The 13,951-nt window shown below is 67.3% G+C and carries 13 protein-coding genes; 3 read left to right on the top strand and 10 right to left on the bottom strand.

Translation table 11 applies throughout. The features are described 5' to 3' along the window. Position 1: 1 nt before the first annotated feature. The 5 genes from L0977_RS23510 to L0977_RS23490 all read right to left on the bottom strand — a co-directional run bounded on the left by L0977_RS23510 (position 2) and on the right by L0977_RS23490 (position 4,330). On the bottom strand, positions 2-1,477 hold the full coding sequence (locus L0977_RS23510; RefSeq protein WP_234267364.1) for an MBOAT family O-acyltransferase: 1,476 nt from the start codon (positions 1,475-1,477) through the stop codon (positions 2-4). A 99-nt stretch (positions 1,478-1,576) separates the two neighbouring features. Next, the gene (locus L0977_RS23505) at positions 1,577-1,999 is read right to left on the bottom strand and encodes a universal stress protein (protein ID WP_234267363.1); all 423 of its coding nucleotides are present in this window, start codon (positions 1,997-1,999) and stop codon (positions 1,577-1,579) included. A gap of 91 nt (positions 2,000-2,090) precedes the next feature. Beyond that, positions 2,091-2,912, bottom strand: coding sequence for a metallophosphoesterase (locus tag L0977_RS23500; RefSeq protein ID WP_234267362.1), 822 nt, complete (start codon positions 2,910-2,912; stop codon positions 2,091-2,093). 28 nt (positions 2,913-2,940) lie between these two features. Continuing rightward, positions 2,941-3,330, bottom strand: a complete 390-nt coding sequence (locus L0977_RS23495; protein WP_234267361.1) for a universal stress protein — start codon at positions 3,328-3,330, stop codon at positions 2,941-2,943. Between the two features lie 19 nt (positions 3,331-3,349). After that, the gene (locus L0977_RS23490) at positions 3,350-4,330 is read right to left on the bottom strand and encodes a LysR family transcriptional regulator (RefSeq protein ID WP_234267393.1); all 981 of its coding nucleotides are present in this window, start codon (positions 4,328-4,330) and stop codon (positions 3,350-3,352) included. Between the two features lie 112 nt (positions 4,331-4,442). Here L0977_RS23490 and L0977_RS23485 point away from each other — a divergent pair, with 112 nt between their 5' ends. Beyond that, positions 4,443-5,000, top strand: coding sequence for a hypothetical protein (locus L0977_RS23485; RefSeq protein ID WP_234267360.1), 558 nt, complete (start codon positions 4,443-4,445; stop codon positions 4,998-5,000). A gap of 108 nt (positions 5,001-5,108) precedes the next feature. On the opposite strand, the gene L0977_RS23480 is transcribed toward L0977_RS23485, so the two are convergent. From L0977_RS23480 to L0977_RS23460, 5 genes are all read right to left on the bottom strand, one after another. Continuing rightward, positions 5,109-6,986 (bottom strand): phosphoenolpyruvate carboxykinase (GTP), encoded by a 1,878-nt coding sequence (locus tag L0977_RS23480; RefSeq protein ID WP_234267359.1) that lies wholly within the window; start codon positions 6,984-6,986, stop codon positions 5,109-5,111. A gap of 375 nt (positions 6,987-7,361) precedes the next feature. Next, positions 7,362-7,505 carry a hypothetical protein gene (locus L0977_RS23475; RefSeq protein WP_234267358.1) on the bottom strand — a complete coding sequence of 48 codons (144 nt, stop codon included), beginning with the start codon at positions 7,503-7,505 and terminating at the stop codon, positions 7,362-7,364. Positions 7,506-7,583: 78 nt separating this feature from the next. Next, positions 7,584-8,021: a PaaI family thioesterase gene (locus L0977_RS23470; protein ID WP_326491106.1), complete on the bottom strand. Its 438-nt coding sequence runs from the start codon at positions 8,019-8,021 to the stop codon at positions 7,584-7,586. 4 nt (positions 8,022-8,025) lie between these two features. Continuing rightward, the gene (locus L0977_RS23465) at positions 8,026-9,492 is read right to left on the bottom strand and encodes a mechanosensitive ion channel (protein WP_234267357.1); all 1,467 of its coding nucleotides are present in this window, start codon (positions 9,490-9,492) and stop codon (positions 8,026-8,028) included. A gap of 181 nt (positions 9,493-9,673) precedes the next feature. Then, positions 9,674-10,873 (bottom strand): threonine ammonia-lyase, encoded by a 1,200-nt coding sequence (locus L0977_RS23460; protein ID WP_234267356.1) that lies wholly within the window; start codon positions 10,871-10,873, stop codon positions 9,674-9,676. Between the two features lie 175 nt (positions 10,874-11,048). Between L0977_RS23460 and L0977_RS23455 the strand changes: the two genes are divergently transcribed. Together L0977_RS23455 and L0977_RS25490 are read left to right on the top strand one after the other, a co-directional pair. Then, positions 11,049-13,463: an ATP-binding protein gene (locus tag L0977_RS23455; RefSeq protein WP_234267355.1), complete on the top strand. Its 2,415-nt coding sequence runs from the start codon at positions 11,049-11,051 to the stop codon at positions 13,461-13,463. Positions 13,464-13,755: 292 nt separating this feature from the next. Continuing rightward, on the top strand, positions 13,756-13,951 hold a 196-nt coding region (locus L0977_RS25490), incomplete at its 3' end, for an ABC transporter permease subunit (RefSeq protein WP_442786665.1).

Below are 13,951 nucleotides of genomic sequence, written 5' to 3'. Positions count from 1 at the left end.
GTCAGAAGTTGAAGTACAGGAACACGGTGGACGTGGAGGCCAGCGTGGCGTAAAAGGCCACGCCCAGCAGCACCGCACAGGCCAGGGTGGTGCGCCAGCGCGGCGGCGCGTCGATCAACCGCCCCGCATGGCCGCGTGTGAGCACGAAGGCTGCGGCGGCCAGCGCGGCGTACTGCGGCAGTTGTGCCACCAGCGCGGGCGGCAGCCAGCGCAGCCAGAGGTCCACCGACGAGCCGCCCCAGGCGAACGCCGCGGTCGGCAGATCGGCGGCGGCCGGCCCCAGGGCGCCGCGCCAGTCGGCCATGCCGCGCAGCACGCGCCAGGCGCTGTCGAGCGAGGGCGCGCGGAAGAACACCCAGGCCCCGTTCACGAACAGGAAGGTCAGCAGCCAGGCCAGCCAGCGCTGCAAGCGCAGGCCCGTGGCCTGCCAGAGCCGGTGCAGCACCAGGGCCGCGCCGTGCAGCGCGCCCCAGATCACGAACATCCAGCTCGCGCCGTGCCAGAGCCCGCCGATCACGAAGGTCAGGAACAGGTTGAGCCCGGTGTGCCAGGCCGCGCCCCGATTGCCGCCCAGCGGGATGTAGACGTAGTCGCGCAGGAAGCGGCCGAGCGTGATGTGCCAGCGGCGCCAGAAGTCCTGGATGTCCAGTGCCTGGTAGGGCGAGCGGAAGTTCAGCGGCAGCCGGATGTTGAACAGCAGCGCGGCGCCCATGGCCATGTCGCAGTAGCCGCTGAAATCGAAGTAGAGCTGGAAGGTGTAGGACAGGCTGGTGACCCAGGCTTCGTAAAAGCCGAGGGCCTGGCTGCCGTCGAAGCCCTGGTCGGCCCAGGGCGCGAAACCGTCGGCGATCACCACCTTCTTGAACAGGCCGATGGCGAAGATGCACAGCCCGGTCAGCACGTGGCCGGAATGGATCACCCAGTTCCGGCGCCGCGCGAACTGCGGCATCATTTCGTGGTGGTGCACGATCGGCCCGGCGATCAGCTGCGGGAAGAAGGTGATGAACAGCGCGTAGCGCAGAAAGTCGTATTCGCGCGTGAGCCCCCGGTAGCTGTCGACCAGATAGGCGATCTGCTGGAAAGTGAAGAAGCTGATCGCCAGCGGCAGGGCCACCTGGGGCCAGTCGAGCTGGGCACCGGTCAGGGCGTTGAGGTTGTCGGCCAGGAAGTGCGCGTACTTGTAGTAGCCCAGCAGGCCGAGGTTGGCGACGATGGCACCGCCCAGCAGCCACTGCCGGGGCACGTCGGAGCGCGCGGCGCGGGGGCGGGCGAGTTCCTGTCCGACCAGGAAATTGACCACCAGGCTGCCCAGCAGCAGCGGCAGGTATTCGAGTTTCCAGTAGCTGTAGAAGAACAGGCTGGCCAGCACCAGCCAGCCCTGCGCGGCCGAAATCCAGCGCAGCCGGCACAAGCCGAAATACACCACCAGTGCCGTGGGCAGGAAGGCGAACAGGTAGACGGCCGAGTTGAACAGCATGGCGGCCGGATTATGCGGCGAGGCGAGAGGCGCTTTGCGGGTTCCAAACGCAGACGGCCCCTCGCGGGGCCGTCTGGGCGGGGTGCCAACGGGGCTGGATCAGCGCACCAGCAGCACGGGCGCCTTGCAGTGCGCCAGCACCTGGGTTGCCACGGAGCCCATGACCAGGTTGCCCAGCGCGCTGTGGCCGTGCGAACCCATCATCACCAGATCGAACTTGCCGGCGGTGGCCTGCTTGGCGATCAGCTCACCCGGCGTGCCGACTTTGCTCACGACCTTGGCGTCGATGCCATGGCGGGCGAGGAACTTCACCACGGGCGCGGTCACTTTGGCGGCCTCTTCGGCGTAGTAGCCATTGGCCACGTCGGCGCCCACGGCGGCGCGGGCCCGCGGCGGCAGCGGGTTCTGCACGGTGAACAGCGTGAATTCGTTGGCCGGGCCGAACGTCTCCTCGTGCGTGGTCAGGTAGGCCAGCATCTTCTTGGTGTAGGCACTGCCGTCGATGGCAAGCAGGATCTTCATGGGCACATACTCCTTCGGGTGTGAAGCTGCTGAGTTTAAGCTTCTGGCGAAGCGCCGGACATACGGCCTTCCACGCACGCCCGCCCGCGGTTCAGAAGCTGATGGTTTGCTGCGGCAGGAAGCCGGCCTGCTCGCCCTTGTCGGCGTACCCCAGCGGGTTGGCCACGATGCGGCAGCGCCCGACCTGCCGGTCCTGTGGACAGTGCAGGTGGCCGTGCAGCCAGAGGTCGACCTGGGGCAGCAGATCGTCCAGCGCATTGCAAAAACCCGCGGTTCCCGGCGTCAGCCCGTAGCGCGGGTCGGCGCTGTGCAGCGTGGGCGCGAAGTGGGTGACGACCACGGTGCGCCCGGCGTGCGGGCGGGCCAGCTCGGCGCGCAGCCAGTCCTGGGATTCCAGGGCCAGTTCGCGCATCGCCGCCGCGTCGAACAGCCGGCCCCGGCGCTGGCCGCCCATCTTGTTCAGATAGAAATTGGCCGCGCGAAAGGCCTTCTCCCGCCGCCGCAGGCGCTCGGTCAGGGTGGCGCCGGCCGGCACCAGGGCGTCGTAGTCGCTCCACAGGGTGGCGCCGATCCAGCGGTCGCCGGCGATCTCGATGCTGCGACGCTCCAGCCAGGTGATGCCCAGCCGCTCGCAGGTTTCGCGCAGGCGCTGGTGGGCATCGTCCACATCCAGGGCGTCGTATTCGTGGTTGCCGGGCACGAACAGCACCGGCACGGGCCAGCCTGCGTACTGCGGCAGGGGCGAGAAGCGGCGCAGGCCCCAGTCGGGCTCGGCCATCACGCTGCCGTCGCTGCGCTGCTGGTAGGAGCCCACATCGCCCGCGAGCACGAGCAGTTCGGCCTCGGGGGCCGGCTGGGGCTGGAACGTGGGGTCGGTTTCGAGGTGAAGGTCGCTGAGCAACTGAAAACGCATGCCCCCGATTGTGGGACAGGCGCCAGCGTCAGCGGATGACCAGCACCGGTACGTGGGATCGGCCCAGCACCGCGGCCGTGACCGAGCCCAGCATCATGTTTTCCAGGGAAGTCTGTCCCCGGCATCCCATGATGATCAGGTTGCTCTGCAGTTCGCTGGCGACCTTGACCAGCAGATCGGCGGGTGCGCCGCGCCGCGCCAGCCGGCGCGCCTCCAGGCCTTGCGAACTCAGAAAATCGCAAGCCTCATCGAGCACCGAGTCGGCGGCGGCGGTTTCTGCGTTTTCAGGCACCACGTGCAGCAGCACGTAGTCGTATTGGGGGCGGAACAGCAGCTCGTTCGACACGATGTAGGTGAGCATGCGCCGCGTGTACCGGCTGCCATCGACAGCCAACAGCAATTTCATGGGCAAGGCCATGGCAATCTCCCTGCAGACATCACGGAACGGAACGCCGTATGTTATCGGCTTGGAAGCCCTGCACGGAAGCCCGTTCGACGAGTTCGCGCAACCAGCGGTGCGCGCCCTGCTGGGTGGCCTGGCGGTGCCACAGCGCGTCCACATGCACGGCGGGCACCGCCAGCGGCAGCTCACGCAAAGCCAGTTCGTGTTCCATGCCGGTGGCGCCCACGAAGTGGCGTGGCAGCACGGTGAGCAGGTCGGTGGTGGCCACCACGCGCCCGGCGGTGAAGAACTGGTTGACCGTGAGCACCACCCGCCGCTGGCGCGACTGCGCGGCCAGGGCTTCGTCGACGAAACCGAAAGGCCGCCCCGAAAAGCTGACCAACAGGTGTCGGGCCTGGCAATAGGTGTCGAGATCCAGCGGCGCGGTGGCCAGCGGGTGGCCCCGGCGCATGACCACCACGTATTCGCCGTCGTACAGGCGCTGGTGCAGGAAGCGCGGCGAATCCTCCTGCAGATGGATGGCGCTGAGTTCGGTGATGACGCCCGGGAAGTGGCCGATGGCCAGGTCGGCCGAGCCCGACTCCAGCAGGTCGCGCGGGTCGCGTGTGGTCAGGGGAAGCACACGCAGGTTCACGTTCGGGGCCTCGTCCTGCAGCAGGCGGATCAGCCCCGGCACGATCTTGGCGGCGGTGGCGTCGGCCATGGCGATCACGAAGGCATTGCGCGCATGGGCCGGGTCGAAGCCGCCGGGCGCCAGCGATTCCTGCAGGCGCTGCAGCGCGTCGCGCACCGTGGGCCAGACGGCCAGGGCCAGCGGCGTGGGTTCGACGCCGTAGCCGCTGCGGCGCACCAGCTCGTCGCCCAGCGATTCGCGCAGCCGGCGCAGGGCATTGCTCACGGCGGGTTGCGTCATGGCGAGGTTGTGGGCGGCCCGCGTGAGGTTGCGTTCGGCCATGACCTCGTCAAACACCCGCAGCAGATTCAGGTCGAGGGTGCGAAAGTTGCGATCAATCATTTCCATGGTGAATGTAATTCATCACAAAAATAAACTGGCGTGACATCGGGGTTAACCCTAGTATTCGTTCCGTCCACAAGACATTCCGACTTTTTGTTTCGGGGGTAACGCCATGAGCACTGCAATTTCCTCTTCTTCCGCCCTGGGCCACCGGTCCGAGGGTGTCTACCGCGCCCGCCGCTCCTTCGACAGTGCCCGGGGTTTGGCCGCCATGTTGCTGGCCGCCGCCGTGGCCGCGATGGTCGTGCTGGCCGATCACCTCATCAGCACCTGGGCCGACGGGCACCTGTTCCTGGCCTGGGTGAGCCTCTGGGTCGTGGTTTTCGCCGGCCTCGCCCTGTTCGGCAGCACCGCCCGCTCGCTGGCCCTGCGCACGCTGAAGGCGCTGGACGGCTGGTCGCGTTCCCTGGCCGAAGCCCGCGCCGAAGCCCGCCTCTGGGAACTGGCCAAGCAGGACCCGCGTCTGCGCTCCGAACTGATCCAGGCCCGCATCCGCGAGTCGGCCGAGGTCGATGCCGCGGCCGTCGCACCGGTCGCCAAGAGCGCTGAAGTCTTCAGCGAAGCGCTGGCGCCGATGGGACTGGACTCGGGTGTGGTCTCGCCGGTCAGCGCGCGCCTGATGGCCCAGACCGCCATGCGCCGCCACGCCGGCTACCTGCCGTACCTGTGAGCACACGTTGATCCGGGCCCACCGCTGGGGCCCGCTCCATAAAAAAAGCCCCGATTCATCGGGGCTTTTTTGTGGGCGCACGCCGGGGCCACAGCCCCGGTGCCTGCGTCAGGCCGTGGCGGCCAGGCGCTGTTCCAGATCGGTCTTGGTGTCGACCAGGGCCTTCGGCAGGTGGTAGGCCAGCTGTTCGAAGTGGGCGTCGTGCAGCTTGAACTCGTCGGCCCAGGCGGCCTTGTCGATGCTGGTGACTTGCTGGAACTGCTCGGCGCTGAAGTCCAGGCCGGTCCAGTTGATCTCGGCGTAGGCCGGAGCAGTGCCGAACATCGTGGCCTGGCCCTGGGCCTTGCCTTCGATGCGGTCGATCATCCACTTGAGCACGCGCATGTTGTCGCCGTAGCCGGGCCAGACAAACTTGCCGTCGGCGTTCTTGCGGAACCAGTTCACGCAGAACATCTTGGGCTGCTTCGCGCCGGTCTTGGCCACGGTCTCACCGACGTTGAGCCAGTGCTGGAAGTAGTCGCTCATGTTGTAGCCGCAGAAGGGCAGCATGGCGAACGGGTCGCGGCGCACCACGCCTTGCGCACCGAAGGCGGCGGCGGTGGTTTCGGAGCCCATGGTGGCGGCCATGTAGACGCCTTCGGTCCAGCTGCGGGCCTCGGTCACCAGCGGCACGGTGGTCGAACGGCGGCCGCCGAACAGGAAGGCGTCGATCGCCACGCCGGCCGGGTCGTCCCACTGCGGGTCCAGCGCCGGGTTGTTGGTGGCGGCGACGGTGAAGCGCGAGTTCGGGTGCGCGGCCTTGGTGCCTTTTTCCTTGGCGATGGCCGGCGTCCAGTCATTGCCTTGCCAGTCGATCAGGTGATCGGGCAGGGTGCCGGTGTCCTTTTCCATGCCTTCCCACCACACGTCGCCGTCGTCGGTCAGGGCGACGTTGGTGAAGATCACGTTCTTGTCCAGCGAGCGCATGCAGTTCGGGTTGGTGTGCATGTTGGTGCCCGGTGCGACACCGAAGTAGCCGGCTTCGGGGTTGATCGCCAGCATCTTGCCGTCGGACTGGGGCTTGACCCAGGCGATGTCGTCACCGATGGTGGTGACCTTCCAGCCGGGGAACGCGCTTTCGGGCGGCACCAGCATGGAGAAGTTGGTCTTGCCGCAGGCGCTGGGGAAGGCGGCGGCGACGTGGTACTTCTTGCCCTCGGGGTTGGTCACGCCCAGGATCAGCATGTGCTCGGCCAGCCAGCCCTGGTCGCGGCCCATGTTGGACGCGATGCGCAGCGCGAAGCACTTCTTGCCCAGCAGCGCGTTGCCGCCGTAGCCCGAACCGTAGGACCAGATCTCGCGCGTTTCGGGGAAATGCACGATGTACTTGACCTGGGGGTTGCAGGGCCAGGTGGTGGTGTCCTTCTGGCCTTCGGCCAGGGGGGCGCCCACGGTGTGCATGCAGGGCACGAATTCGCCGCTGTCACCCAGCACGTCGTACACGGCCTTGCCCATGCGGGTCATCAGCTTCTGGTTGACGGCCACATAGGCGCTGTCGGTCAGTTCGATGCCGATGTGGGCAATGTGCGAACCCAGCGGGCCCATGCTGAAGGGCACCACGTACATGGTGCGGCCCTTCATGCAGCCGTCGAACAGCGGGTTGAGGGTGGCGCGCATGTCGGCCGGGGCCATCCAGTTGTTGGTGGGGCCGGCGTCTTCCTTCTTTTCGGAGCAGATGTAGGTGCGGTCTTCCACGCGGGCCACGTCGGACGGATCGGTCCAGGCCAGGAAGGAGCCGGGGCGCTTGGCCGGGTTCAGCTTCTTGAAGGTGCCGGCGTCGACCAGTTCCTGGCAGAGGCGGTCGTATTCTTCCTGGCTGCCGTCGCACCAGTACACGCTGTCGGGCTTGCACAGGGCCACCATGTCGGCCACCCAGGCAATCAGCTTGGCGTTTTTGACATAGGCGGGGGTGTTCAGGTTCAGGCCCTGCATCACGGGAGAGTTCATCGGTCAAGACTCCAGAAGTTGAAAACCAGCGGGCTCCAGCGACACCAACAGCCGCTGGCCACGCGAGGGTGGGCGGCTGGGTCCCTGGAGCGGGATCGGGGCGGTCGGCGCGCGGGGCTGCGGGGCGGTGACGCTTGCAGCGTGGCGGCAGAAGCGGGGCGTTTGACCCGGGTTCTGGTCCGTGTGTCGGCCTGATGCCGGAATTTTAGGGAAGGGCCGGGCTGGTTACTGGGTGGTTACATGCAAAACATGCATAACCTGATGCCGCCGACAAAGGGGGTGGTGCCGCCGCCCATCGGCGCTGGATGGATGCCTGACCCGAAGACACCCAAAAAAAAGCCGGCCCCTGGAGCCGGCTGGCGGGCTGGAGGGCTTTCAGGCCATGAAGACGGCAATGAAGGCCAGCAGGAACATCAGCACGGCACCGGCCACGGGCAGAACGATGGGCATCAGCGGCGTGATGGCTTCGATCACGTCCTCGGGCGGCTGGCTGTGAGAGTCGGTTTGCGGGTGGGCCATGGTCGGTCTCCGGACTGTTTGACGAAAATCAACAGGCATTCTAGGTCAGCTTGGCCGGCTCCGCCAGAATCGCGCGGCTCACAGCAGGGCGTAGGTGGTGCTGGCGCGGCACACGCTTTTGCCGTCTCCGGCGGCCACGATGTCGATTTCACCGAACACCAGGCTTTTGCCTGCACGCACGACGCGGGCGGTCACCAGCGCGTCCTGGCCGGACAGGGGCTTGAGAAAGCTGGTGTTCAGCTGCACGGTGGTCATGGGCTGGCGTGTTCCCAGGCGGGTGACGATGGCCAGCACCATGGCGGTGTCGGCCGCGGCCATCAGGGCCTGTCCGCAGACCATGCCGCCGACCCGGGCCAGTCGGTCCGAGAACGGCAGGCGGAGCGTGACCTCTCCGTCCCCATGGCTCACCACGGCCAGCCCCAGGTCCTGGACCCAGGGCGCGAACCACGCCGCCAGGCATTCCGCCAGGGCGGCCATGTCCGGCGGACTGGACGGTGTGGTCGCCGGGTGGGTCATGGGATCACTGACCCCCGTCTTTGCGGAAGCGGGCCAGCCAGTGGTCCATCAGCTTGCCGGCCGCCTCGCGACCACCGAGTCCGAAAGAGAGCGCCACGGCCACCGCCACGGCACCCAGGGTCAGGCCGAAGGCGAGGTTGACGATGTCGTCGGCGATGCCCATGGCGCGCAGGCCCATGGCGATGACCAGCGCCAGGATGGCAAAGCGTGCGATGCGGGCCAGGCCCTTGGTGTGGGCGCCGCTGGCCTGGTCGATCGCCTGGTAGGCGACGTTGGCCAGCCAGAAGCCGATCACCAGAATGGCCGAGCCGAGCAGGATGTCGCCACCGAAGCGGATGAAGGTTTCGACGATGCCGCCGACCTGGTCAAAGCCAAGCTGGTTGGCCGCTTCCACGGTGGCAAAGAGCATGGCGAAGAACAAAGCCACGCGGCCCACGAAGGCGGAGGCGCTGACCTGGGTGAAGGCGTGGGACAGGCCGATGCGTTCGGGCAGCGTGTCGAAGCCGAGCGTGGCCAGCAGGCTGGCCAGCAGGCGGCTGGCGAAAGTGGCCACCAGCCAGGTCACCACCAGGATCAGCGCGGCGGCGATCAGGTGCGGCACGGCCGCCATGAGCATGCCCAGCATGTCGGTGGCGGGCTTGGAGATGGCTTCGATCTTCAGCGCGTCCAGCGCGGCGATCAGCGAGGGCACGAAGACCGCGACGAACACCAGCAGGCCGGCCACGCTGGACAGGCGCACGGTTTCGCCGATGCCGGCGCGGTGCCCGATCTTGTCGATGCCGGCGGTGCGGCTGAGGTTGGTGGTCAGGTTGCGCAGCACGGTGGCCAGGATCCAGCCGACACCGCCGATCACCAGGGCCGCGACCGCGTTGGGCAGCATGTCCAGCGCCTTGGTCACCATCTGGGTCAGCGGGTCCAGCAGGCCCTGCAGGCCCAGGGCACCCAGAATGGCCGGGACGAACAGCAGGATCACCAGCCAGAACAGCGCACCGGCGAGGTTTTCGCCGATGGGGGCCATGTCGGCGTGGGCCGATAGCTTTTCATCCAGGGTTGTTCGGTCCAGCAGCTTCTGCGAAACCATGCGGACCACGCTGGCCAGCAGCCACGCCACCAGCGCCAGCGCCAAGCCACCCAGCAGGCGCGGTGCGTAGGCAAAGAGCTCGGTGGTGAAGGCCGAGAAGGGCCCCGATACCGTGGCCAGATCGAGCGAATTGAACACGGCCACCAGCGCAAACAGCAGCACGACCCAGAACAGGCCCAGGCCCACGGCGCCTTCGATGTCGACCTGGGTTCCTGTGAGCTGACCGAAGCGCCGGTTGACACCCACCGCGCCCAGGCTGCGCCGGGCACCGGCGCGCACGACCACCGCGATGAACCAGCCCAGGACAAAGATGCCCAGGGCCCCGAGCAATTGGGGGATGTGCCCGCCCATCGTGCTTTGCAGCGACTCCCACAACGTGTTCATGTTCATTCTTTACTCCTGTTCACAGTTGGCAACAGGGGCATGATGCAAACGCAGCGGGGTTGCGTCAACCTGTGACGGCGTCAAGACAGCAAATGACTACAGATTCCCGGCAAATTGCCTGAAATGGTGGTTCAATGCGTGCGGTAGCACACAGATCAGGGTTTCGTGAGGCGGCTGGCGCCTCCCGTCAGAGGGCTTGCGCCTCGAAACCGGCGCTGTGCAAGGCCTCGATGACCTGCTGCACGTGGGCATGGCCGCGCGTTTGCAGCACCAGTTCGATGGACACGTTCTGCGCAGCGAGCAACGTGAAGGCGCGCTGGTGGTGCACCTCGTCGATGTTGGCGCCGGCGGCGGCCACGGTGGCCGTGATGCGGGCCAGGTTGCCGGGTACATCGCGGGCGCTGACCTGAACACGGGCCAGCCGCCCGGCCCGCACCATGCCCCGTTCGATGATGGAGGCGAGCAGCATCGGGTCGATGTTGCCGCCGCTGAGCACCAGCCCCACGCGCTGACCGGCAAAGCGGCCAGGGTGGCGCAGCAGCGCCGCGAGGCCGGCGGCGCCAGCACCTTCGACCAGGGTCTTTTCGATCTCCAGCAGCATCACGATGGCCTGCTCGATGTCGCCTTCGTCCACCAGCAGGAGGTCGTCGACCCGCTCGCGCACCACGGCTTCGGTCAGCCGGCCGGGCTGACCCACGGCGATGCCCTCGGCGATGGTGCTTTGCCCCTGGGGCAGGTGCGTGCCCTTGACCGCGTTATACATGGACGGGAATCGCTCGGTCTGCACGCCCACGATCTGCAGTGCCGGGCGCAATGCCCGCGCTGCCGTGGCCATGCCGGCGATCAGGCCGCCGCCGCCCACCGCGACCACCAGCACGTCGAGATCGGGCACCGCGCGCAGCATCTCCAGCGCCACGGTGCCCTGGCCGGCGGCGATGGCCTCGTCGTCGTACGGGTGCACGAACACCAGTCCCTGCGCTTCGGCCAGGGTGTGGGCGTGGGCGCGGGCTTCTTCCAGCGTGTCGCCGTGCAGCACCACCTCGGCCCCGAAGCCCCGGGTGCGTTCCACCTTCACGCCGGGCGTGAAGCGCGGCATCACGATCACCGCGCGGATGCCGGCGCGCTGGGCGTGGTAAGCCACGCCTTGCGCATGGTTGCCCGCGCTCATGGCGACCACGCCGCGCTGGCGTTCGGAGGCATCCAGCTGGGCCAGTTTGTTGCAGGCACCGCGTTCCTTGAACGACGCCGTGTATTGCAGGTTCTCGAATTTCAGGAACACTTGACAGCCCACGATCTGTGACAAGGTGCGCGACTCCACGCACGGCGTTTCCAGCACCTGGCCAGCCAGCAAGGCGGCCGCCTTTTCGATGTCACTCAGTTGCAGCATGTCGGCATTGTCGGCTTTTCCAGGGCGCTGGCGGGCAACCGGAAAAGCCCCACGGCCACCTCGGCATCGGCCCGTTCGGCTCTTCCCTGTTTCATGAAGCTGCGTTATGGTGCCGTCAACCCCTGTGAGGTGTCTGGCGTGGCATCTCTACCGGTTGATTGCTGGAGGTGTCCGCATGAACAAACGCTTGCCGCCGCCCGGAATGGCCGTGCCCCGTGTGGGCGCGGGAGCGCGCGTCGCCGAGCCGCGCGAGCCCCGACTGGCGGGTTCGCTGGACGCCCGGGTGTTCGTGCCACCGGGCCTGCGCCAGGCGCCGGTGCTCGACCTCATGTGCTCGCACTTCGTGCTCACGTTGGCGGCGCGCCAGGGGCCGCGCTTCAACGTGCGGCGCGACCTCAATACCCTGCTGGCGCTGGCGGGCCGGCACCTGGTCTGGCCGCAGACGGTGTTGGTGCGGTTGCGCGAATTCCTCGTGCGCCGTTGCAAGGACAACGAACTCTGGCAGGGACAGGAACGGCTGTCCACCGGCGGCTTCATGGAACGCTATGGCGTGTGGCGCGGCCCTTACGAAGAGGGCACGCTGTTCTTCTATCTGGATGAGTACGCCAAGGAGACGCCACGCGACCTGCTGTCCGTGCTGGCCGCCACCGGTGACTGGCTGTCGCAGGCGCTGAAGAAGCAGTCCACGCTGGTGGAAAAAAACATCGACGCACTGGCCAACCTGTTGCAACTCAACCGCGCCGAGCGCGCGCTGCTGCTGTACGGCACGCTGGCACGCTACCAGCGCGACCTGCGTTCGATCCTGGTCGAATTCAAGGTCAACAACGCGCCCGAGGCCTACGCCGCGCTGGCCGAGGTGGCCGGCGTGAAGGCCAGCGAAGTGGGCGAGGCGCTGCGCGCCGGCTCGCGGCTGGAGCGCATCGGCATGGTGGAGAACCTGATCTCCGAGCACAACATCACCGACCTGGCCGACCTCATGAAGGTCAGCGAGAAGCTGCCGCCGGTGCTGATGCGCGAATACCGCAGCGAAAGCGAGCTGATGGCGGTGTTCACGCGGCCGGCGGCGCGTTCGGCGCTGGCGGCGGGCGACTTCGACTACGTGGCCGACGATGTGCGGCTGCTGGTGGGCCTGCTGCGCGAAGCCGTGGCGCGCAAGGAGCCGGGCGTGAACGTGCTGCTGTACGGCCCGCCGGGCACCGGCAAGACCGAGCTGGCGCGCGTGGTGGCCGCCGCCGCCGGGCTGGAGCTGTTCGAGGTCGAGTACGCCGACCGCGATGGCAACGCCCTGAGCGGGCGCGACCGCTACCGCTCGCTGCAGATCGCGCAGGTGTTCCTCAAAGGCACGGCGCATTCGGCGCTGCTGTTCGACGAGGTGGAGGACGTGTTCCCGCCCATCAGCAGCGAGGCGGCGCAGTTCATGGCGCGCGCCGAGCAGGTGCCGGCCTCGCACAGTCACAGCGTCAGCGGCAAGGCCTGGGTCAACCAGATCCTCGAATCGAACGCGGTGCCCACGATCTGGGTGACCAACCGCATCGAGCAGATCGACCCGGCCTTCCGGCGCCGCTTCGCCTACCACCTTGAACTCAAAAGCCCGCCGCCGGGGGCGCGCGAGCAGCTCGTGCGCAAGACGCTCGAAGGCGTGCCCGTGTCCGACGCGCTGGTGGCGCGGCTGACCGCGCGCAAGGGCCTGACGCCGGCGCAGATCCGCACCGCGGTGCGTTTCGCGCAACTGGCCTGTGCGCCGGTGCGCGCGCCAGGCCGGCGCAAGGCGCCGGCAGCGGTGCCGCTGCTGGACGATCTGATCGAGCGCCAGTTGCGCAATGCCGACCAGGCGCTGGGCCGCCAACCCGATGCCACCGCGCGGCCCACGCCCACACGCTACAGCCTGGACATGCTGCACGTCGAGTCGCGCTACGACGTGCCGCGCATCATTGCCGCGCTCAAGGCGCGCGGCCACGGCACCCTGTGTTTTCACGGCCCACCCGGCACCGGCAAGACGGCACTGGCCGAACACATCGCCCAGCAACTGGAACGCCCGCTCATGATCCGCCGCGCCAGCGATCTGGTGAGCAAGTTCGTGGGCGAAACCGAACAGCAGATGGCCGCCATGTTCCGCGAGGCCGAAGCCGAGAAGGCGGTGCTGCTGCTCGACGAGGCCGACAGCTTCCTGCAGGACCGCCGGCATGCGCAGCGCACCTACGAAGTGACCGAGGTCAACGAGATGTTGCAGGGCATGGAGCGCTTTCGCGGCATCTTCGTGTGCACGACCAACCTGATGGACAGCATCGACCAGGCCGCCCTGCGGCGCTTCACCTTCAAGATCCAGTTCAAGCCGCTGCGGGTCGAACAGCGCGAGCGCATGTTCGTGGTCGAGGCACTGGGTGGCGACGAGGCCGGACTCACGACCGCCTGGCGCGCGCGGCTGGCCCGGCTGGACCAGCTTTGCCCTGGCGATTTCGCGGCCGTCAAACGCCAGGTGGAAATCCTGGCCGAAGCCCTGCCGCCCGAGGAGTTTCTGGCCCAGCTGGAGGCCGAACACCGCATCAAACCGGAAGTGCGCGAAGCCCGGAGCATGGGTTTCGTGCACTGAGGAACCCGTCGGCGCCCGGGCAGCCCTGCTGCCTGACCGACAAGCCGATCCCGTCGCGTGCTGCGTACCGGTTTTCCCGGTGCGGCGGCCGAACGGGGATGGCCTGATTTCCCCCCTTCGCCCACCACGGTGGCGGCAAGCCACCTGTCTCTGGCTTTGTGCCCGTGCGTCCTGCTCAGCGGGAGGTATGCGTTTTTCAATATGGATTAGATGAATAAGTCATTGTTCATGGCATAGGTTTGTCTGAATACTTGTCCCGTTTGTTGGCCGGCTTTGTGTCAACAGATTCCTGATGCGAACGGCGAGCCGATGGAGCTTTCCGCGCATCCCACAACAACACGGAGACAAGCGCATGTTGACGATCAATTTGTTCAACGGTCTGGTGTACGGGTCATTGCTGATCGTGATGTGCTCGGGGCTGGCGTTGATCTACGGGCTGCGGCGGGTGGTGAACTTTGCGCACGGCTCGCTGTACATGCTGGGGGCCT

It is taken from the genome of Hydrogenophaga sp. NFH-34 (genome assembly GCF_021401345.1).
In the GTDB taxonomy this organism is placed as follows: domain Bacteria; phylum Pseudomonadota; class Gammaproteobacteria; order Burkholderiales; family Burkholderiaceae_C; genus Hydrogenophaga; species Hydrogenophaga electricum.
Note: the sequence above shows the minus strand (reverse complement) of the source record. Positions and strands in the feature narration are given on the sequence as shown.

What these genes read in the sequence shown, in the direction of transcription:
- L0977_RS23505 (WP_234267363.1), bottom strand. Translation starts at nt 1,999, where the DNA reads ATGAAGATCCTGCTTGCCATCGACGGCAGTGCCTACACCAAGAAGATG.
- L0977_RS23475 (WP_234267358.1), bottom strand. Translation starts at nt 7,505, where the DNA reads ATGGCCCACCCGCAAACCGACTCTCACAGCCAGCCGCCCGAGGACGTG.
- L0977_RS23490 (WP_234267393.1), bottom strand. Translation starts at nt 4,330, where the DNA reads ATGATTGATCGCAACTTTCGCACCCTCGACCTGAATCTGCTGCGGGTG.
- L0977_RS23480 (WP_234267359.1), bottom strand. Translation starts at nt 6,986, where the DNA reads ATGAACTCTCCCGTGATGCAGGGCCTGAACCTGAACACCCCCGCCTAT.
- L0977_RS23485 (WP_234267360.1), top strand. Translation starts at nt 4,443, where the DNA reads ATGAGCACTGCAATTTCCTCTTCTTCCGCCCTGGGCCACCGGTCCGAG.
- L0977_RS23465 (WP_234267357.1), bottom strand. Translation starts at nt 9,492, where the DNA reads ATGAACATGAACACGTTGTGGGAGTCGCTGCAAAGCACGATGGGCGGG.
- L0977_RS23510 (WP_234267364.1), bottom strand. Translation starts at nt 1,477, where the DNA reads ATGCTGTTCAACTCGGCCGTCTACCTGTTCGCCTTCCTGCCCACGGCA.
- L0977_RS23470 (WP_326491106.1), bottom strand. Translation starts at nt 8,021, where the DNA reads ATGACCCACCCGGCGACCACACCGTCCAGTCCGCCGGACATGGCCGCC.
- L0977_RS23460 (WP_234267356.1), bottom strand. Translation starts at nt 10,873, where the DNA reads ATGCTGCAACTGAGTGACATCGAAAAGGCGGCCGCCTTGCTGGCTGGC.
- L0977_RS23495 (WP_234267361.1), bottom strand. Translation starts at nt 3,330, where the DNA reads ATGGCCTTGCCCATGAAATTGCTGTTGGCTGTCGATGGCAGCCGGTAC.
- L0977_RS23500 (WP_234267362.1), bottom strand. Translation starts at nt 2,912, where the DNA reads ATGCGTTTTCAGTTGCTCAGCGACCTTCACCTCGAAACCGACCCCACG.
- L0977_RS23455 (WP_234267355.1), top strand. Translation starts at nt 11,049, where the DNA reads ATGAACAAACGCTTGCCGCCGCCCGGAATGGCCGTGCCCCGTGTGGGC.